Origin of the sequence: Pseudophaeobacter sp. 1A09344, from assembly GCF_041008745.1 — a bacterium.
Taxonomy (GTDB): domain Bacteria; phylum Pseudomonadota; class Alphaproteobacteria; order Rhodobacterales; family Rhodobacteraceae; genus Phycobacter; species Phycobacter gallaeciensis_A.
Genome location: NZ_JAXGFS010000003.1, coordinates 87,774 through 107,189, shown reverse-complemented (window position 1 = coordinate 107,189; position 19,416 = coordinate 87,774). Strand labels below are relative to the sequence as shown.

At 62.9% G+C, this 19,416-nt stretch carries 23 protein-coding genes; 10 read left to right on the top strand and 13 right to left on the bottom strand.

Annotated elements, in window-relative coordinates; genetic code table 11:
• The first annotated feature begins 180 nt into the window (after positions 1–180).
• On the top strand, positions 181–1,356 hold the full coding sequence (locus tag SM765_RS06155) for an acetyl-CoA C-acetyltransferase (protein ID WP_274837546.1): 1,176 nt from the start codon (positions 181–183) through the stop codon (positions 1,354–1,356).
• 190 nt (positions 1,357–1,546) lie between these two features.
• Positions 1,547–2,269, top strand: a complete 723-nt coding sequence (gene phbB, locus SM765_RS06150) for an acetoacetyl-CoA reductase (RefSeq protein WP_274827588.1) — start codon at positions 1,547–1,549, stop codon at positions 2,267–2,269.
• A 79-nt stretch (positions 2,270–2,348) separates the two neighbouring features.
• On the opposite strand, the gene SM765_RS06145 is transcribed toward phbB, so the two are convergent.
• Entirely contained in the window at positions 2,349–2,495 is a 147-nt protein-coding gene (locus SM765_RS06145; RefSeq protein WP_156767922.1) for a hypothetical protein, read from the bottom strand.
• Positions 2,496–2,610: 115 nt separating this feature from the next.
• On the opposite strand from SM765_RS06145, the gene SM765_RS06140 reads away from it, so the two are divergent.
• Complete coding sequence (locus tag SM765_RS06140) at positions 2,611–3,558, top strand: transcriptional regulator GcvA (RefSeq protein WP_274827587.1); 948 nt, start codon at positions 2,611–2,613, stop codon at positions 3,556–3,558.
• A 162-nt stretch (positions 3,559–3,720) separates the two neighbouring features.
• On the opposite strand, the gene SM765_RS06135 is transcribed toward SM765_RS06140, so the two are convergent.
• From SM765_RS06135 to SM765_RS06125, 3 genes are all read right to left on the bottom strand, one after another.
• A complete protein-coding gene (locus SM765_RS06135) occupies positions 3,721–3,900 on the bottom strand; it encodes a YdcH family protein (protein ID WP_065272486.1) in 180 nt (59 codons plus the stop codon).
• Between the two features lie 323 nt (positions 3,901–4,223).
• Positions 4,224–5,006 (bottom strand): tRNA1(Val) (adenine(37)-N6)-methyltransferase, encoded by a 783-nt coding sequence (locus SM765_RS06130; protein WP_274837545.1) that lies wholly within the window; start codon positions 5,004–5,006, stop codon positions 4,224–4,226.
• Entirely contained in the window at positions 5,003–5,218 is a 216-nt protein-coding gene (locus SM765_RS06125) for a putative signal transducing protein (RefSeq protein WP_065272484.1), read from the bottom strand. Before SM765_RS06125 ends, SM765_RS06130 begins: the two co-directional genes overlap by 4 nt.
• A 57-nt stretch (positions 5,219–5,275) precedes the next feature.
• Between SM765_RS06125 and SM765_RS06120 the strand changes: the two genes are divergently transcribed.
• A complete protein-coding gene (locus SM765_RS06120) occupies positions 5,276–6,274 on the top strand; it encodes a polyprenyl synthetase family protein (protein ID WP_274834634.1) in 999 nt (332 codons plus the stop codon).
• 267 nt (positions 6,275–6,541) lie between these two features.
• Here SM765_RS06120 and SM765_RS06115 read toward each other — a convergent pair whose 3' ends face one another.
• From SM765_RS06115 to soxR, 4 genes are all read right to left on the bottom strand, one after another.
• A complete protein-coding gene (locus SM765_RS06115; RefSeq protein WP_274837544.1) occupies positions 6,542–7,381 on the bottom strand; it encodes a 4-(cytidine 5'-diphospho)-2-C-methyl-D-erythritol kinase in 840 nt (279 codons plus the stop codon).
• Complete coding sequence (locus SM765_RS06110) at positions 7,371–9,110, bottom strand: tetratricopeptide repeat protein (RefSeq protein ID WP_274837543.1); 1,740 nt, start codon at positions 9,108–9,110, stop codon at positions 7,371–7,373. Before SM765_RS06110 ends, SM765_RS06115 begins: the two co-directional genes overlap by 11 nt.
• A gap of 161 nt (positions 9,111–9,271) precedes the next feature.
• Positions 9,272–10,921: an electron transfer flavoprotein-ubiquinone oxidoreductase gene (locus SM765_RS06105; protein WP_274827582.1), complete on the bottom strand. Its 1,650-nt coding sequence runs from the start codon at positions 10,919–10,921 to the stop codon at positions 9,272–9,274.
• Between the two features lie 174 nt (positions 10,922–11,095).
• On the bottom strand, positions 11,096–11,563 hold the full coding sequence (gene soxR, locus SM765_RS06100; RefSeq protein WP_065272480.1) for a redox-sensitive transcriptional activator SoxR: 468 nt from the start codon (positions 11,561–11,563) through the stop codon (positions 11,096–11,098).
• Positions 11,564–11,658: 95 nt separating this feature from the next.
• Here soxR and SM765_RS06095 point away from each other — a divergent pair, with 95 nt between their 5' ends.
• From SM765_RS06095 to SM765_RS06080, 4 genes are all read left to right on the top strand, one after another.
• Positions 11,659–12,039, top strand: coding sequence for a VOC family protein (locus SM765_RS06095; RefSeq protein WP_274837542.1), 381 nt, complete (start codon positions 11,659–11,661; stop codon positions 12,037–12,039).
• On the top strand, positions 12,017–12,187 hold the full coding sequence (locus tag SM765_RS06090; RefSeq protein WP_274837541.1) for a hypothetical protein: 171 nt from the start codon (positions 12,017–12,019) through the stop codon (positions 12,185–12,187). Before SM765_RS06095 ends, SM765_RS06090 begins: the two co-directional genes overlap by 23 nt.
• A 192-nt stretch (positions 12,188–12,379) precedes the next feature.
• A complete protein-coding gene (greA, locus tag SM765_RS06085) occupies positions 12,380–12,850 on the top strand; it encodes a transcription elongation factor GreA (protein ID WP_065272478.1) in 471 nt (156 codons plus the stop codon).
• A 20-nt stretch (positions 12,851–12,870) separates the two neighbouring features.
• Entirely contained in the window at positions 12,871–13,893 is a 1,023-nt protein-coding gene (locus SM765_RS06080) for a hypothetical protein (protein WP_274827580.1), read from the top strand.
• 183 nt (positions 13,894–14,076) lie between these two features.
• Here SM765_RS06080 and SM765_RS06075 read toward each other — a convergent pair whose 3' ends face one another.
• From SM765_RS06075 to SM765_RS06055, 5 genes are all read right to left on the bottom strand, one after another.
• Positions 14,077–15,333: a molybdopterin-binding protein gene (locus tag SM765_RS06075; protein ID WP_274837540.1), complete on the bottom strand. Its 1,257-nt coding sequence runs from the start codon at positions 15,331–15,333 to the stop codon at positions 14,077–14,079.
• The gene (locus SM765_RS06070; RefSeq protein WP_274838997.1) at positions 15,330–16,142 is read right to left on the bottom strand and encodes a molybdopterin guanine dinucleotide synthesis; all 813 of its coding nucleotides are present in this window, start codon (positions 16,140–16,142) and stop codon (positions 15,330–15,332) included. Before SM765_RS06070 ends, SM765_RS06075 begins: the two co-directional genes overlap by 4 nt.
• Positions 16,139–16,630 (bottom strand): molybdopterin-guanine dinucleotide biosynthesis protein B, encoded by a 492-nt coding sequence (gene mobB / locus SM765_RS06065; RefSeq protein WP_274837538.1) that lies wholly within the window; start codon positions 16,628–16,630, stop codon positions 16,139–16,141. The genes SM765_RS06070 and mobB overlap by 4 nt, the downstream gene beginning before the upstream one ends.
• Positions 16,627–17,262: a molybdenum cofactor guanylyltransferase MobA gene (gene mobA, locus SM765_RS06060; protein ID WP_274834641.1), complete on the bottom strand. Its 636-nt coding sequence runs from the start codon at positions 17,260–17,262 to the stop codon at positions 16,627–16,629. The genes mobB and mobA overlap by 4 nt, the downstream gene beginning before the upstream one ends.
• A 109-nt stretch (positions 17,263–17,371) precedes the next feature.
• Positions 17,372–18,259, bottom strand: a complete 888-nt coding sequence (locus tag SM765_RS06055; RefSeq protein WP_116560314.1) for a formate dehydrogenase accessory sulfurtransferase FdhD — start codon at positions 18,257–18,259, stop codon at positions 17,372–17,374.
• 65 nt (positions 18,260–18,324) lie between these two features.
• On the opposite strand from SM765_RS06055, the gene SM765_RS06050 reads away from it, so the two are divergent.
• Positions 18,325–19,059 carry an AzlC family ABC transporter permease gene (locus tag SM765_RS06050; protein WP_274834642.1) on the top strand — a complete coding sequence of 245 codons (735 nt, stop codon included), beginning with the start codon at positions 18,325–18,327 and terminating at the stop codon, positions 19,057–19,059.
• Positions 19,056–19,403, top strand: a complete 348-nt coding sequence (locus SM765_RS06045; protein WP_065272470.1) for an AzlD domain-containing protein — start codon at positions 19,056–19,058, stop codon at positions 19,401–19,403. Before SM765_RS06050 ends, SM765_RS06045 begins: the two co-directional genes overlap by 4 nt.
• The last annotated feature ends 13 nt before the right edge of the window (positions 19,404–19,416 follow it).

Sequence of the window (19,416 nt, the reverse complement as noted above, 5' to 3'; positions counted from 1 at the left end):
ATGTCGGTTGACTTCCCGTCAGCCGCTGGGACACCCTGTCGATTGCTGCAGGTGCAGCAATACGCTATGCCTGCCCCGGAGTACGGGAGGACGTGTTTGCCATCGCGGGGTTTTGATTTCACCACCGACCGCGCGGGTGCAACATCTCCGGAGTTAATTGATGGCAGAGGACCCATATCAATGACCAATGTTGTAATCGCATCCGCCGCACGGACCGCTGTCGGCAGTTTCGGCGGCTCGTTCGCCAATACGCCCGCCCATGATCTGGGTGCCGCTGTTCTGGAGGCCGTTGTTGCCCGCGCAGGCGTCGACAAAAGCGAGATCTCTGAAACCATTCTCGGTCAGGTTCTGACCGCCGCTCAGGGCCAGAACCCGGCCCGTCAGGCCCATATCAATGCCGGCCTGCCCATCGAAAGCGCCGCCTGGGGCATCAACCAGGTCTGCGGATCCGGTCTGCGCGCCGTCGCACTGGGCGCACAGCACATTCAGCTGGGCGATGCTTCCATCGTCTGCGCCGGTGGTCAGGAAAGCATGACCCTGTCGCCCCACGCCGCCCATCTGCGCGCCGGTCACAAGATGGGTGACATGAAGTATATCGACACCATGATCCGCGACGGTCTGTGGGACGCCTTCAACGGCTACCACATGGGCCAGACCGCCGAAAACGTCGCCGAAAAATGGCAGATCTCCCGCGATCAGCAGGATGAATTCGCCGTCAGCAGCCAGAACAAGGCCGAAGCCGCCCAGAAGGCGGGCAAGTTCGCCGATGAAATCACGCCCTTCACCGTGAAGACCCGCAAAGGCGAGACAGTGGTGGACAGCGACGAATACATCCGTCACGGCGCCACCATCGAAGCCATGCAGAAACTGCGCCCCGCCTTCACCAAGGACGGATCGGTCACCGCTGCCAACGCATCCGGCCTGAACGACGGTGCTGCGGCCACCCTGCTGATGAGCGCCGATGAAGCCGAGAAACGCGGTATCGAGCCGCTGGCCCGCATCGCCTCTTATGCCACCGCTGGCGTCGATCCCTCGATCATGGGCGTCGGCCCGATCCACGCCTCCCGCAAGGCGCTGGAGAAGGCAGGCTGGAGCGCCTCGGATCTGGATCTGGTTGAGGCCAACGAAGCCTTTGCCGCGCAGGCCTGCGCCGTGAACAAGGAAATGGGTTGGGATCCCAGCATCGTCAACGTCAACGGTGGCGCCATCGCCATCGGCCACCCCATCGGCGCCTCGGGCTGCCGGGTTCTGAACACGCTGCTGTTTGAAATGAAGCGGCGCGGTGCCAAGAAAGGCCTCGCCACGCTTTGCATCGGTGGCGGTATGGGCGTCGCCATGTGCGTGGAGCGCCCGTAACGTGGCCTCGTAACCGGACATATCTAAGGGCGCCATCTTGGCGCCCTTTTCTTTTAGGCTTCAAAGGTTTGTCAGGGGTGCGACAATTTATGCGGCGGCGCAGCAAAATCCGTTGCGCAATATTGTTGCTCAAACTAACCTCTGCATGTAGCAAGATTACCAAGTAAATGAATCACTGGAGGACAACTCAATGGCACGAACTGCACTCGTCACAGGCGGCTCCCGCGGCATCGGCGCAGCAATTTCCAAGGCTCTGAAGGCCGAAGGCTATGACGTCGCAGCCACCTATGCCGGCAATGACGAAGCCGCGGCCAAATTCACCGAGGAAACCGGCATCAAGACCTACAAGTGGAACGTGGGAGACTACGAGGAAAGCAAGGCCGGTATCGAAAAGGTCGAAGCCGATCTGGGTCCCATTGACGTCGTGGTGGCAAATGCTGGGATCACCCGCGATGCCCCCTTCCACAAGATGACGCCCGAGCAGTGGCACCAGGTGATCGACACCAACCTGACCGGCGTCTTCAACACCATTCACCCGATCTGGCCCGGCATGCGCGAGCGCAAGTTTGGCCGTATCATCGTGATCTCCTCGATCAACGGTCAGAAAGGTCAGTTCGCTCAGGTAAACTATGCTGCCACCAAGGCAGGCGATCTGGGCATCGTCAAATCCCTGGCGCAGGAAGGCGCCCGCGCAGGCATCACCGCCAACGCGATCTGCCCCGGCTATATCGCCACTGAAATGGTGATGGCCGTGCCGGAAAAGGTGCGTGATTCGATCATCGCACAGATCCCGACCGGCCGCCTGGGCGAGCCCGAGGAAATCGCCCGCTGCGTGACCTTCCTGGCCTCTGACGACGCAGGCTTCATCAACGGGTCGACCATTTCCGCCAACGGCGGTCAGTTCTTCGTCTGATCCGAGTGCGCAATGGTAACAACAACAAGGGCCGGTCCTGATGGACCGGCCCTTTTTCAATCCCGTAAGGACATGTGCACTATGCCCAGCGGGAAACCCTTGTGCTGACCAGCGAAGGCTTGCCACGGCGGAACAGGCGCGCCCAGAAGGATTTCAGCACCTGGCCGCGTTCTTCATGTGCACGCTGCATGGCCAGTTTGATATCGGCGTTGACTGTATATTCCATCTCGCAAACCTCCGTTTCGGATCAGCATCATTAACCTGACACCAATATGATTGCGGGTGAAAAAACTTACAAACGAGACTTTTCAGTCATTCAGTTAAGTATTACTGATGTGATTATGCCAGAACGCCTGCCCCCCCTGACCGCCCTGCGCGCCTTTGATGCCGCCGCCCGCCACATGTCCTTTGCCAAGGCGGCAGAGGAGCTGAACGTGACCCCGGCGGCGCTGTCCTTTCAAATCAAATCGCTTGAGGAGCACCTCGGCGCGCCGCTGTTCCGTCGGCTCAACCGTGCGGTGGAGCTGACCGAGGCCGGACGCACGCTGGCCCCAGGCGCCGCCGAGGGTTTCGAAATTCTTGGCGATGCCTGGCGCGCCACCCGGCGGCTGCAGGACAACAGCACACTGACGGTGACCGCTGGCCCAGGCTTTACCGCGAAATGGCTGGCGCCGCGTCTTTATGAATTCGCCCGCGCCCATCCCGAAATCGACCTGCGCTTTTCCGCGACACTCAGGCAGATGGATTTCCAGCGCGACGAAGTAGATGTGGCAATCCGGTTTGGCGTCGGCCCGGACGAGGGCCTTTGGTCCCTGCCCCTGCGCAAGGAATGGATGACACCGGTGATGACGCCGGAACTGGCAGAGAAATACAAAACCCCCGAAAGCCTGACCGAGGCGCCGCTTCTGTTCGACGAATCCCTGAACTTCCTGCAGCCGCCCTGCGACTGGCCAGCATGGTTCGCCGCTGTCGGAATCGATTTTGCCCCCACGCATGGCGCGCATTTCTCGCAAGCCGACCATGCGGTGGATGCCGCCCTGACCGGGGCGGGCGTCGTGCTCGGCCGCCGCGCCATGGTGGTGACCGATCTGCACGCCGGGCGTCTGGTGGCCCCTTTCGCGACTGCGATTGAAACCGAAGGACGGTTTCGCTTTGTCTGCGCCAAGGGCACCGAGGATCGCCCCCAGATCAAGGCGTTCCGCGACTGGTTCATGGGTGAGATCGACAAGACATCCTATGTGTCTGAGCGGTTCGATATCATCCCGGTCACCGATATCGCCCAGCCCTGAATGCAACATTCCTGACCACTCGCACGCGGTTCGCCCGGACAGCCCCTTTCAAAAGCAAAAGGGCCACCAGATCTGGCAGCCCAATTTCATCAGACATGTCGTGGGCGCGCCGCCCGTGCCGGTTTTGCTCCGGTTTGCGGCTGCGCCCGAGTTGCTCGCGCGTCAGTGCGCCAGTTCGCTTGCGGACAATCGCTCAATCTCTTCCTTGAGCTTCAGTTTCTGCTTTTTCATGGCAGCGACTTCCAGACCGTCGGTACTGGGCGCACGTTGGGCCTGTTCGACTTCCATGCTGAGGTGCTCGTGCTTCTTCTTCAGTTCCGTGAGATGCGAGCTGAGGCTCATGCCGTTCCTCCTTTTTGAGCAAAATACGCCCTGCGTCAGCAGGACACCTCAAGTGGAGCATAAGAAAATGCGTCTGTCACGCTGCAGGCGCACAGTTTTGTCATCAATTTGTTGCATCGGCTGAAGACTGCCAAAAACCGCCGCTCAGCCTTGCAATAAAGGCGCAAAGCCACGCTAAAACGACTATGTAACGCTTGAAAGACGCAAGGGTCCTACCCATATGGGCATCCCGGTCAGACAGGCCCCGGCGACGCTCAGATGGCAGTCCCCGATACCACGTCACCGCCTTGGCGACCGACTCGCCGCGATAGAGGACTGGCTGCTCAGGCGGGCCGCTTTTCCCCGGGCCAGGGCAGGGCCGCACCCTGCCGCAGAACATCGGCCACCTCTTCCTGATAGCTTTCGCCGTCCCGCTCGTGCCGCGCGCCTTTGTGCAGGATCAGCGGCGCGTGCAGCCGGAACTCCGCCCGCCCCTCCTTGCGCGCGCGCAGGATCACCAGCTCTGCCGCCCGCCCCTGTCGCGGCGCCAGCGGCAGCACCTCCAGCGACCCCAGCCTCCCGGCACAGGCCACCAGCATATCCGGCAACCGGTCCGCGCGCTGGATCATGTGCAGGTATCCACGCGGCGCCAGCCGTTTGGCGGCAACGGCGATCCAGTCCTGCAGCGGTGTCTCTTCTCCGAGGGCAACCCGCCGCCCGGCATCCTGCGCCGGGCTGTGCCCGCCCGCACGGTAGTAGGGCGGGTTGGCAATCACATGGGCAAACTGCATCTGGCGCAAAGACACCGGCAACTGCGCCAGATCCGCCTCGATCACATCGACATCCTGCCCGTTCAGCGCGCCATTGCGCCGCGCCAGGTCGGCATAGGCGGCCTGCAACTCCACGCCCGTAAGGCGCAGCCCCGGCACCCTTGCCGCAAGGCACAGCAGCGCCTGCCCCGCACCGCAGCCGAGCTCCAGCACATGATCCCCCGCCCGCGCCGGAACAGCGGCCGCCAACAACACAGGATCAACCCCGGCACGGTAGCCTTTGACGGGCTGATACAGCCGCACCCGGCCGCCCAGGAAATCGTTACAGGTCAGATCCGCGTCGGCAAAAATGCTCATTGGCCCAGCGGGATGTCATTGTCGCGCATCACCCGCAAAGCCGGGTCGTAATCATCCGGATGCACCATAAGGCGGCGCGGAAAAATTCCGATGCCGCCCTCGAGGATGCTCATATTTACGTCCAACTGAAAGCAGTCTATATCCTCTCCCTCAAGAAGGGCTGAGGCAAAGGCCAGGACGGTTGGATCGGTGCTGCGCAGAAGTTCCTTCATGGGGATGGATCTAAGAGCAAGGGCAATACCTTGTCGAGCCTGAAAGCCGGGAAAGCAATGGACCAAGTCATGACGCAAAAGCCGCATGAAATGCTGGCAGCCACCCTCAGCGACGAGATGGCGGCGGTAAACACGCTGATCCGCACACGGATGGCCTCCGAGCACGCGCCCCGGATCCCCGAGGTGACCGCCCATCTGGTCGAGGCCGGCGGCAAGCGCCTGCGCCCGATGCTGACCCTGGCGGCGGCGCGCATGTGTGGCTACGAGGGCGACAATCACGTCAAACTGGCGGCCACTGTGGAGTTCATCCACACCGCTACCCTGCTGCACGACGATGTGGTCGACGAAAGCGGCCAGCGCCGCGGCCGCCCCACCGCCAACCTCTTGTGGGACAACAAAAGTTCGGTTCTGGTCGGCGATTACCTCTTTGCCCGCAGCTTCCAGCTGATGGTGGAAACCGGCTCTTTGCGGGTGCTGGACATCCTCGCCAATGCCGCCGCCACCATCGCCGAGGGCGAGGTGCTGCAGATGACTGCGGCAACCGACCTAAAAACCGACGAAGCGATCTACCTGCAGGTGGTGCGCGGCAAAACGGCAGCGCTGTTCTCCGCCGCAACAGAGGTCGGTGGCGTCATCGCTGGCGTAGAGGAGGCGCAGATCAAGGCGCTGTTCGATTACGGTGATGCCCTAGGCATCGCTTTCCAGATCGCCGATGACCTTCTGGATTATCAGGGCGATAGCAAGGCAACTGGCAAGAACGTCGGCGACGATTTCCGCGAACGCAAGCTGACCCTGCCGGTGATCAAGGCAGTGGCGCAGGCTACCGATGAGGAACGCGCCTTCTGGACCCGCACCATCGAAAAGGGCCGCCAAGAAGAGGGTGATCTCGACCACGCTCTGGCGCTGATGGGCAAGTACAAGACGCTGGAGGCCACCCGCGACGACGCCATGGCCTGGGCCGAAAAGGCAAAGACCGCGCTGCAAAGCCTGCCGGAGCACCCGATCCGTCAGATGCTGCATGATCTCGCCGATTACGTGGTGGCTCGGCTGCACTAACCGCCGGAGCAACACGCCAAAGTCGACATATCAGCCCCTTTCTTCCAAAGTCCGGGTCAAGGGAGGCGTTAGCCTCCGCGCCGCGCGCGGCTTGCCCTTGAGGCGGATTTTGGAACTCCACACTCGATGTGGCGCCTGCAGCGCAGACCTGCGCTTCAGGCGCCTCTCAGCAGATCTGGAAAACAGCGCGCCGCAGGCGCACTGCCGGGCCCAAGGCTGTTTGCTGCATCTTTGATGCGGCGATACAGGCGCGGGAGCCCCCCGCACCTAGAGCAAGCGCCCCGAAGCCACCCACCAGTCAGGGTGTTTCGCACGAATATCCTCTGCCGTGCTTTGCGCCTGCTCCTCGTCAGGTTCGAACAGCGCAAAACAGGTGGCGCCAGAGCCGGACATGGCCGAAAACAGCGCCCCCGAGGCACGCAGCGCGTCCAGAACCTCTCCGATCACCGGCGCAGCGGCCACGGCTGGGGCCTGCAGATCGTTACGCTGCCGCGCCAGCCATGCCGACAGCTCCAGCGCATCGCCCCAGCCCGGCAGGTCCTGCGGCATGGCCGGATTCTCGCGCGAGGCCAACCCGCGGAACACCACCGGGGTCGAGACCGCCACACCAGGATTCACCAGCAGGATATCGCAGGACGGCAAGGGTGGCAGCGGCGTCAGGTCCTCGCCAATCCCGGCCATGCGCCAGGCTCCCGGCGCCATGCAGACGGGCACATCTGCGCCGAGGCTTAGCAAATCCGCTTCGCCGGGCAGCTTCACATCCCAAAGCTGCGCCAACGCCCGCAGCGTTGCCGCCGCATCCGAAGAGCCGCCACCAATACCAGCCGCTGCAGGCAGGTATTTTTCCAGCGTAATCTCGGCGCCCTGCCCGGCAGGTTTCAAAACCTCTGCCGCCCGCAACACAAGGTTGGAACCGTCCGTCGGCACGCCAGCCGCCCGTGGCCCGCTTACCTGCAGGGACAGATCCTCAGCCGGGCGAACCCGCACCTGATCCCCGACATCGCAAAACGCCACCAGCGAATCCAGCAGGTGATAACCATCGGCGCGCTGGCCGGTCACATGCAGGGTCAGGTTGATCTTGGCCGGGGCGAAAGCCTCAACCGCCATTGGCAACCTTCAGGGGATCCGCACCTTCTTCTTCCAGAACCACATCCAGACCGACCTCGATCTTACGGCGGATCCGTTCGGGGTCGGCTTCACCATCGCCTTCGCCAGAGTGGATGAAGGACAGCGCTCGTTTCCACTGGAATTCCGCCTCGCGTTGGCGGCCTACTGCCCAGAAAACATCGCCAAGATGGTCATTCACCACCGGATCCACCGGCATCAATTCCACCGCGCGCTCCATGTGGCCCACGGCCTCGCTATAGCGACCAAGACGATACAGCACCCAGCCCAGCGAATCGACGATATAGCCCGACTCGGGACGTGCTGCGACGGCGCGCTCAATCATGTCGAGCGCCTCATCCAGGTTCTTCTGCTTTTCCACCAGCGAGTAGCCAAGGTAGTTCAGCACCTGCGGGCGGTTCGGCTCCAGCGCCAGAGAGGCGCGGAAATCGGCCTCGGCCTCGGCCCAGTTATCCAGTCGTTCGTGGCAGATGCCGCGGGCATAATAAAGGAACCAGCGGCTCGGCGATTGCTCGGGCGTGTAGGTCAGCGCCTTGTCATAGGCGGCCACGGCGCCAGTGTAGTCTTCCTGCTGTCGCAGCAGGTCGCCCAGGCTGACCTGAACCTGCGGCAGTTCAGGATAGATCTCTGCCAGTTGCGCCAATACCTCGGCTGCGGCGTCCGGTTTGGCCGAGCGGCGCAGCGCCTCGGCGCGGCCCATTTCAGCGGCATAATAATCGGGATGGCTGCGCGGCACCTGTTTATAGGTGGCGATCGACAGCGGGAAGCGGCCCAGCTTGTCCAAGAGCTCCGCGCTTAGCAGAACCGCATCGACGTGATCCGGGTTCAGGACCGAGGCCATGCGGGCATACATCAGCACATAGTCATCCGCCTGCTGCCCATTCAGCGCCGATCCCATAGTGAAAAAGACTTCGGCGATCCCTTCGACCGGGCCGGGCGCCATGGTAAAGCCAAGCGCCTCGCCTGCCTCAAGTCGGCCCCTCAAATCCGCAAGAGCCGGATCAAAGCCGCTGCTGAAGGCCCCGCTCAGCACCTCAAGCGCCTTTTCGTTCTGCCCCAGCTGCGACAGGATCTGCATCCGCGCCAACACCGATTGGCGCGACAGGCGGGTCAGCTTGCCATCCTCGGCGGCGAACATCGCCTCTGCGCCCTCGTAGTCCCCAACCGAGGCCAGCGCCAGCGCCTGATGAAACTGCGCGTAGGGGCGCAGGTTCTGGTCTTCGGCAAGGGCTTCAAAACTCTGCATCGCGGCGGAGACAGCCCCTTCGCCCATATGCGCCCAGGCTGTCAGCAACCCATCCACCAGCGGGTGAATATCGCGGATCGCCAGATCCCGCGCCAGAATGTCGACAAAGGCGCCGCGGCGGGCGAAATCGCCAACCATGACCATATTCGTCGCCTGGCTGCGCAGCTCCATCTCCCACAGGCGCTGTGCCACCGGCAGTGCGCGATCCAGATCGCCCTGCGCCAGCTGGGCAAAGACCACATTTTCCATCAACACGGGGTTCTTCGGATCGCGGACCAGAGCGCGGGTGTAATATTCGGCAGCTGCCGAGAAATCACTCTCATAGGTGGCGGCCCGACCAGCGAGGTAAGCCCCCGCCAATCCGTTAGCTGCAACTGGCGCCGCAAGGCCCAGCGTGGATGTGACCGAAACAGACAGCGCAACCAGCGCCGCGGATGACAGGTTGCGAAGATTTTGAACCGGCACCGGGACCTCCCCCAAGGGTATGTATTCGTGATTGTGAAAAAGGGTAATCCGGGCGCTGACAACACGCAATGGGGCGCCTCGGAAGGCGCCCCACTTTTGCGTTATTTCCGGCAAAACCGGAGGAAATCCGCCCGGCTGCGGGCAAATCTGCCCAAACCGGATCACATATTGGGATAGTTCGGCCCGTCACCGCCCTGCGGCGTGGTCCAGGTGATGTTCTGGCTCGGGTCCTTGATGTCACAGGTCTTGCAGTGCACGCAGTTCTGGAAGTTCACCACGAACTCCGGCTTGCCGTCCTTTTCGACCACCTCGTAGACGCCGGCCGGGCAATAGCGCTGCGCCGGTTCGTCGTATTTCGGCAGGTTGACCGAGATCGGCGTATCCGCATTGCCAAGGTGCAGGTGGCAAGGCTGGCTTTCCTCGTGATTGGTCATCGCGAAGGAGACGTTGGTCAGCCGGTCAAAGGACAGGGTGCCATCGGGTTTCGGGTAATCAATCGGCTTGTGCTTGCTGGCCTCTTCGGTGGCTTCGGCGTCGTTCTTGCCGTGACCAAGGGTGCCAAAGAAGGACAGGCCAAGGATGTTGTTGGTCCACATATCCAGACCACCCAGCATCAGCGAGGCAGTGAGACCCCACTTCGACCACATCGGTTTGACGTTGCGGACCATCTTCAGGTCCTTGCCGATAGCGCCTTCGCGCACGTCTGTCTCATAGGCGGACAACTCGTCACCGGAACGCTCGGCCTTGATGGCGTCATATGCGGCTTCGGCTGCGGCCTTGCCCGACAGCATGGCGTTGTGGTTGCCCTTGATGCGCGGCACGTTGACCATGCCTGCGGCGCAGCCCAGCAGCGCCACACCGGGTGCCACAAGCTTCGGCATCGACTGCCAGCCGCCTTCGGTGATGGCGCGGGCGCCATAGGCGACGCGCTTGCCGCCTTCCAGCAGCTCGGCGACCATCGGGTGGTGCTTGAACCGCTGGAATTCCATGTAGGGGAACAGGTAGGGGTTCTTGTAGTTCAGGTGCACCACGAAGCCCACGTAAACCTGGTTGTTTTCCAGGTGATAGATGAAGGAACCACCGCCAGCGTTGGAATTCAGCGGCCAGCCCATGGTGTGGGTGACGGTGCCTTCCTTGTGCTTGGCCGGGTCGATCTCCCAGATCTCTTTCATGCCGACGCCGTATTTCTGCGGCTCCTTGCCATCGGACAGGCCGTATTTGGCGATCACTTCCTTGGACAGCGAGCCACGTACGCCTTCGCCGAGGAAGACATATTTGCCGTGCAGCTCCATGCCCGGCTCGGTGTTGGGACCGTAAGAGCCGTCGGCCTCCAGACCGAAGACACCTGCGACCACGCCTTTGACTTCGCCGTTGTCGCCGTAGATCAGCTCGGAGCAGGCCATGCCCGGGAAAATCTCGACGCCCAGTTCCTCGGCCTGTTCAGCCATCCAGCGGCAGACATTGCCCATGGAGACGATGTAGTTGCCGTGGTTGTTCATCAGCGGCGGCATCGGGAAGTTGGGGATCCGCACCTCGCCCGACTCGCCCATCATGTAGAAGTTGTCTTCCTTGACCGGCGTGTTGAGCGGCGCGCCCTTTTCCTTCCAGTCGGGGATCAGCGCATCAAGACCGCAGGGATCCAGAACCGCGCCCGACAGGATATGCGCGCCCACTTCGGAGCCTTTTTCCAGCACCACGACCTCAAGGTCGCTGTCCAACTGCTTCAGACGGATCGCCGCCGACAGACCCGCAGGGCCGGCCCCGACGATCACAACGTCATATTCCATCGCTTCGCGTTCAATCTCGGCCATAGATGATGTGCTCCTTGGCTATCGTTCGTTTCTGTCCCCATCGGACAGATGGTCCTGGGCGCAATTTTCTTTCGCGGTTGCTTAGCGTTTGGGGATTACAAAGGTCAATCCATACTCTGCGTTACGTTCCAGCAGAACGGGCTTTTCCGTATAAAACATACTCATTTCCGACGCTCATCCGTCATTTTCAACCTCTGGGCTGTCCCCCATCAGATAGCGCGGGCCGGTGCCCTTCTCTCCTGCCTTGTCCTGCGGATTATATAGCGCGCATCTCGGCAAGGACAGGCAGCCGCATCCGATACAGCCATCAAGGTTATCACGCAGCTTCATAAGCGTCTCGATTCGCTGATCCAGATGATCGCGGAAGTCCGAGGAAATCGCCGCCCAATCCTCTTGCGTCGGGGTGCGCCCGCCCGGCAGTTTTTTCAGGTACTCACGGATCTCCGGCAGGGAAAACCCGAACTGCTGCGCGATCATGATGAAGCTGAGCCGCCTGAGATCAGAGCGCAGGAACCGCCGCTGCCCGCCCGCATTGCGCCAGGGTTCTACCAGACCCTGCGCCTCGTAATACCGGATGGCAGAGACGGCCAGCCCGGTGCGCTCTGCCAGATAGCCAATCGAAACACCTGCGGATTTTGCCATGTCGGATCCCTTCCCTGACGTGATGAGAAATACCTTGATCTAAAGTTAGGTTTAGAAATTACACAGGATGCAGAGATTATCAAAGGAGATTCGAAATGACCGCCATTCTTGAACACGCGAACCTCTGCGTCAGCGATCCCCATGCCACCGCCGCCTGGATGGAAAAGGTCTTTGGCTGGCGCATCCGCTGGCAGGGTCCGGCAATTCACGGCGGCCTTTCGGTCCACGTCGGCAGCAAGGACAGCTATCTTGCGCTTTATACGCCACCGGAAGACCTGGGTGATCCGCTGCCCCGCTATGCCAACAAGGGAACGCTCAACCATCTGGCGCTGATCGTCGAGGATCTGGACCGCACCGAGGAGGCGGTTCGGGAGGTCGGCTTCACGCCGATGAACCACGCCGATTACGAACCCGGACGACGGTTCTATTTTCTGGATGGAGAGGGGGTGGAATATGAGCTTGTTCAATATGATTGAGCTGTTGGGGATCGACGCACACAGGCGGCCCCGGGGCAGGCACACCACGCGGTTCCACGGCGATCAGGCCGAGGCACAGTTCTGGCGCATCGAAGCGCATCTGCCGGTGCCGGACCCGCTGCCACCGCGACATATCAAGCGGCGATAAATCCCGCAGCAAGTCCCGGTCCCTGCAGCAAAACTCTGCCCGTGGCCGCAGGTCCCCCTTGCATTTGGCCCCGCGATTGGGTCAGGTAACTGCCAACACGAATAAATGCCCCGTCGCACCTGCGGCGGGGCTGTCACGTTCAAAAGACCCGTAGCACATGCACGGCACGACCAGACGAAAGCGGAGCAGACCATGGAAAAGATCCCGATGACGCCGACGGGCTTTCAGGCCCTCGAAGCGGAACTCAAAAACCTGAAATCCGTCGAGCGCCCGGCCATCATCCAGGCCATCGCCGAAGCCCGCGAGCTCGGCGATTTGTCGGAGAATGCCGAATACCATTCGGCGCGCGAAAAACAGTCCTTCATCGAAGGCCGCATCAAGGAACTTGAAGGCATTCTGAGCCTCGCCGATGTGATCGATCCGGCGAAACTGTCGGGGTCTGTGAAATTCGGCGCCAAGGTCACCGTGGTGGATGAAGACACCGACGAGGAAAAGACTTGGCAGATCGTCGGCGAACACGAGGCCAATATCGAAGCGGGCCTGCTGAACATCAAATCACCGATTGCCCGGGCCTTGATCGGCAAGGAAGAAGGCGACAGTGTGGAAGTACGCACCCCCGGCGGGGAGCGCGCCTATGAGATTTTGCAAATCGTTTATTCCTGACAAGACAGAACCCATCCGCCATGACCGCACCGGATCCCGCCTCAAAGACCGCCCATAACCAGCCGCTCGGCACGTTCGAGCGCCCCTCGGCCACGGGATTGGGCGGCGCCGAGATGGGGGCGATCGTGCTGGGCTGCATCTGGCTCCTGGCGGTTCTGGCGGCCTACCTTCTGGCTCCTGCTGAAACGGACGGCGCCGATGGCTGGACCGGCTGGGTGCAGACGGCGCTGGCCGTCTGCCTGCCGGTGATCCTGCTCTGGGGCGGCGCCATGGTGCTGCGGTCGATCCGGATCATGCGCGAGGAAACCCTGCGCCTGCAATCGGCCATCGACGGGCTGCGGCACAGCTACCTGACCCACGCCCAGCAGGCCACGGCGGTGGCGGAGCCTTCGGTCACCAAGAAGCTCGAGGAAATCGCCGAGGCGACGCGCAAGACCGAAAGCGCATTGGCTACTTTCCAGAGCAGCCGCCGCAACCCGCCCCGCCCGGCGATCCCCGCCGAAGCCGCCCAGATGGCCGCAGCGGATCAGGGTACGCTGGCCCTTGGCACCTCCTCGGAAGACATGTCGCCGCCGCTGCCGGTGGACCAGTTCATCCGCGCGCTCAATTTCCCGGAAACCGCCGAAGACGAAGAAGGCTTCTCGGCCCTGCGTGCCGCGCTCAAGGACCGCAAGGCCTCGCAGGTGATCCAGGCGGCGCAGGACGTTCTGACCCTGCTCAGCCAAGACGGCATCTATATGGACGATCTGCGCCCGGATATGGCACGCCCCGAAATCTGGCGCCAGTTCGCCCAGGGCGCCCGCGGTCGCGCCGTGGCGGCGCTTGGCGGGGTGCGGGACCGGACATCGCTGGCCCTGACAGCCGCACGGATGAAACAGGATCCGATCTTCCGCGATGCCGCGCATCACTTCTTGCGCCGGTTCGACCAGATGTTCACCGAATTTGAGACCGAAGCCAACGACAGCGAAATCTCCGCTCTTGGCGACACCCGCACCGCGCGCGCCTTCATGCTGGTGGGCCGCGTCGCGGGCACTTTCGACTGATCCTCAGCGGGCGGGCGCACAGCTCCCGTCTTTACAGCTTTCGGCAAGGGGACACCCGCGCGGGGTACGGCGCGGTTGCCACCATCCCGCGCCCTGCACCGCAGGGCGCCCGGCCCAACCGCGAAGGTCATTGCCTGCAATGATACTGAATGGGCGGGAGCTTCCCGCCCCACAGACACCTGCCTAAAGGGAAAAACTGCCATAGGGCAGGAAACGCACCGGGTCGCCGGGCCGGATATGCGCCGCATCCTCGCCAATCTCGACCAGACCCTCGGCCCAGCTGAGGCCACTGATCCGGCCAGAGCCTTCGGATTTGAACACTTCGACGCGCCCCTGCCGGATACGGGCCCGCAGGTATTCCCGCCGCCCCGGTTTCTTGCGCTTTTCAAACCCGGCAGGCACATCGAACCCCTGCGGTTCCTGCCACCCGGCCCCCGCCATCACCCCGATGGCAGGGCGCGCAAAGATCAGCGTACAGACCAGCGCCGCCACCGGATTGCCCGGCAGGCCAAAGACCGGCATTCCCTGCCACATCCCCAGCGCCAGCGGACGGCCGGGTTTCAGGGCAATGCGCCATTCCTGCATGGCGCCTGCCTCCCGCAAAAGGGCCGAGACATGATCTTCATCCCCCGCCGAGGCACCGCCGCTGGTCAGGATCACATCCGCCTGCGACGCCGCGCCGTCCAGCCGCGCCCGCAGCGCAGCGCGATCATCACCGACGCGTCCCAGATCCACGGCAATCACGCCCAACTGCCGCAGCAACGCCAGCAGCATCGGCCGGTTGGCATCATAGATCTGCCCCAGCCCGGCAGGCGCACCCGGATCGCGCAGTTCATCGCCGGTGGAAAGCACTCCAACGCGCAAGGGCTGCCGAAGTGGTAATGTGTCGTTTCCCGTCGCCGCGGCGAGCGCCAGATCGGCAGGTGTCACCACCCGCCCCGCACCCAGAATCACATCTCCAGCCGCCACATCCTCACCGGCGCGGCGGGTATTGGCCCCTTTCTTCAGCGGCCCGTGAAAGGCGATCTGACTGCCATCCGTTGTCACGTCCTCTTCCAGGATAACCGTATCGACGCCTTCGGGCAGAGCGGCCCCGGTCAGGATACGAATGGCCTGCCCCGCAGGCACCACGCCGTCAAAGGGCACCCCCGCCGCCGCACGCCCGGCGACCAGATCCATGACCTGTGCCCCTTCGGCTATGGGACCGGCAAAGCCATAGCCATCAACCGCGGTATTGGGCTGCGGCGGGTTCGATCGCTGCGCCACCACATCTGCGGCCAGCACCCGCCCCACCGCCTGATCCAGCGGCAGGCTCTCCACGCCTGTCACCGGCCCCAGCCGCTGCCGCAGCAGCGCCAGCGCATCCTCGACCGGGGTCCAGTTCACGCCCGCCGGCAAGGCAAAGCAATCATCGCGCAGGGGCGGCGGCTTCAGGGTCATCTCGGCTCCACTCCAAGGATCCAGCCCTCTTCGGGGGCGGTAATATCCAGCATCTTCTCCAATTCTGCCACAGGGCGGCGGGCAAGTTCCAGAGCCACCTGCTGCACCTGCCAGGCATCCTTGATCATGCCAGCAGGCGGCGTAGGAACGGTGAGAGAGGGCCAGATCTCGACCAGCGCCACCGGCCTGTCCAGCGCCTCAAACGGCCACGCGGCCACATGCGGCGCAAAGCGGCGGCGCAACCGGGACAACACCGGCAACCCCATCATCACCTGACCGCCCACGGATCCTGCCCCGGCCATCTGCCAGCAGGTGAAGGCGCCCGGCGCCAGATGTTCGACCGCGCGCCGATCCGGAAAAGGGTTCTGATAGCTACGCTTGGTGCGCGGCAGCCCGTCGATATTGCGCTTCAGCGCATTGGCCCAGAAAGGCCCCTGCCCGCCAAAGCGGCGGTTGATCTCGCCCGCCAGATCAAAACGGTTGTTTGCCCTGGGGCTGTCTTCGATGCGCGCCTCGAACCAATCCCAGAGCGCCAGAGGATCGCTCTGCCCGGTCAGCGCCGGGCCAAAGCCTGCGGGATAGCCAAAGGGAAAATCAAATCCGATGCAAAGTCGTTGATCCCGGCTCAGCGCCAATTCCACCTGATCGCAGAACCAGTCTTCGACCAGCTGGCGATTGCGGAAATAGAGCGGCTCCTCGGCGCCTTGCCAGTCCGCCTGGCAGGCCCAGATCGCATCGCGGCGTGGACGCGGTCCGGCATCGTTGCCGCCGGACCAATCCACCATCACGAAGGTGTCAAACGGCCTCACAAGCCCAGTTCACCCGCGATGAAATCGGCAATCGCCATGGTATCGTCCAGATTGAACACGGGCCGATCCAGATTGAGGGAAATATCGCTGGCCACGGCCCGGATCGATTGATCCCCCGGCGCGATCAGCGGATTGCCCGCATCGGTGCGATAGGCCTCGATCTTGGGATGCGGTTCGCGTTTGAAGCCCTCGACAAGAACCAGATCCACCGGATTGAGTCGCGACAGCAGATCAATAAAGGACGGCTCTTCCGCATCGCGCAATTCCTGCATGATCGCGACCCGGTTGGGCGAGGCCAGAAGAACCTCTGAGGCGCCCGCGCTGCGATGGCGGTGGCTGTCGGTGCCGGGTTGATCGACATCGGTGCTGTGATGGGCGTGTTTCAGGGTCGAAACGCTCAGGCCACGAGCACAAAATTCAGCCACCAGCCGCTCCATCAGGCCTGTCTTGCCGGCGTTTTTCCAGCCGGTTACTCCGTAAATTTTCATACCAGTAATCTCTCTGCACGCGCCAGATCCTCGGGCGTGTTGACGTTAAAAAATGGATCAAAGGGATCGGCCTCAAACAGCGCTTCACGCCCGCCGTGGGCGTCGGTCCACAGGACCACCTTGCGCAGGCCATCATTTAGGGCCGCGCGCAGATCATCGCGCAGGGCCACGGGCCAAAGGCCGAATGTGGGGTGGCGGTTCACCTTGCTGCGCCCGCCGGATTTCAGCTCTTCCCCGGTGCGCGGGGTTGTGGCGAGTACCAGGGGATGGGACTGCCCTTCGGAGGCCTCCATCAGCCGCGCCGCCAGATCGATAGGGAAGAAAGGCGTGTCGGCAGCCGCCGTCACGATTGCTTCGGCGCCTTGCTCGGCGGCCCAGTCCAGCCCCGCGAGCACGCCCGCCAGCGGCCCGGCAAAACCTTCGATACTGTCGGCGACTACCGGCAGGCCAAGGTCGGCAAAGCGCGCAGCATCCCCATTGGCGTTGAGCGCGAGACCCGCCACCTGCGGCGACAGCCGGTCGATCACACGAGACAGAAGGCTTTGCCCGCCGATGCTCAGCAGCCCCTTGTCGCCACCGCCCATGCGGGTGGCCAGACCGCCCGCCAAGATCACGCCCAGCGGTTTGGTCATGCCACACCCTCCCAGCGTCCGACCCGGCGGGGAGGGTGCGAAGCGCCCGCCCCGTGGGGGGCGGGTTGGGCGCTGCCCGGCTTTGCCGGGCAATGACGAGTAGCTGACATCATTCTGCGCTCTTCCTGCGATGTTTCTTGTCTTCCTGCGGCATCGATGCGGGGTCCACGTCCCGTTCCAGCCGGTCATCGCCGGAGAGACAGATGAACCGCTGGCCGCGCATCCGGCCAATCAGGGTCAGGCCAACCTCGCGGGCGATCTCTACCCCCCAGGCGGTGAAACCGGAGCGGGAGACCAGCACCGGAATGCCCATCATCGCCGTCTTGATCACCATTTCAGAGGTCAGCCGCCCGGTGGTGTAAAGGATCTTGTCCGCCGGATCACTGCCCGTGGACAGCATCCAGCCCGCGATCTTGTCCACCGCGTTGTGGCGACCGACATCCTCCATATAGACCAGCGGGCGGTCCCGGTGGCACAGCACCGTGCCGTGGATCGCACCAGCCTCAAGGTAAAGCGACGGCGTGCGGTTGATCTTATGCGCCAGCGCATAGAGCCAGGAGGTGCGTACCGGCGTTGCGGGCAGGCGCACATCCTCCAGCCCCTCCATCATGTCGCCAAAGACGGTGCCCACGGCGCATCCCGAGGTGCGGGTCTTTTTCTGCAGCTTTTCCTCGTAGGAAGTCTCGACCTCGGTGCGCACCACAGCGGTTTCCAGCTCTTCGTCGTAATCGACGCCGGTGATCACATCATCGTCGCGCAGCATGCCCTGATTGCGCAAAAAGCCAAGCGCCAGGTACTCGGGATAATCCCCGATGGTCATTGCGGTGACGATCTCCTGCCGGTTGAGATAGATGGTCAGCGGACGTTCCTCGACCACGGAAATCTCGCTTTGGGCGCCGGTGTGATCGACGCCCGTCACCGCGCGGGTCAGCCGCGCGTTCTGCGGCGCAGGCGCGATGATATACTCTGCGTGATCTTCGGCTTTTGCCAATTGCAAACCTCCCCAATCCCCCGTAGGCCATGACAGCAGCCCCGTGCTGCGTCTCAATTTAGGATGTGCAAATGGCGATCACCACACCCAAATCGGCCTTTTGGAAGGGCGTCCGCGATGGCGCACCATTTCTTCTGGTGTCAGGACCTTTTGGCCTGCTGTTTGGTGTTCTGGCCGCCGAGGCGGGACTTATTGTCCCCGAGGCACTGACCTTCTCGCTCGCGGTGTTTGCCGGGTCGGCGCAATTCACCGCTCTGCAACTGATGCAGGAGAACGCGCCGATTCTCATCGTGCTGATTTCGGCGCTTGCGGTGAACCTGCGGGTGGCGATGTATTCGGCCTCGCTGACGCCCTATCTGGGGGCGGCGCCGCTGTGGCAGCGGGCGATTGCCGCCTATTTCACCGTCGATCAATCCTATGCCCTGTCGATCGTGCAATTCGAAACCGAGCCGGAGATGACCGTGCCAGAACGCATGGCGTATTTCTTTGGCACCAACGGGTTGGTGGCGCCGGGCTGGATGATCGCGACCTTTACCGGTGCCATGATCGGCGCGCAGGTCCCAGACAGCTGGGGGCTCGATTTTGTGCTGCCGCTGGCCTTTCTGGCGATGATCGGACCGATGCTACGCACCCCCGCGCATGTAGTGGCCTGTTTCGTCGCCGTCGCGACCGCCCTGCCCGCGGCGGCGCTGCCCTATAACCTGGGTCTGATCGTGGCCGGGCTGGCCGGGATGATGGCCGGCGCCCAGACAGAGGTCTGGCTGGAAAACCGGCTGCGCCGCAGCCAAGAGGAGACCGCGCAATGACCAGCACTGCCCCTGCCCTGATCGACCCCGTGATCCTGTGGACGGCCATCATCGGACTGGCTGTTGGCAGCTTTGCCCTGCGTTTTGCCTTTATCGGGATTGTCGGCGGGCGCGCCATGCCGGACTGGCTGATGCGCCACCTGCGCTATACCGCTGTTGCCATCATCCCGGCGCTGGTGGCGCCGCTGGTGGCCTGGCCCGCTCCGACCGGCGGCACCCCAAGCCTGCCGCATGTCGCGGTGGCGGCGCTGACGCTGGCAGTCGGCTATCTGACCAAGAATGTACTCTTGGCCATGGGAACTGGCGCAGGGTCCTTCGTGCTGCTGCTCTACGTATCGGGCTAAGACGCAAGCGTCG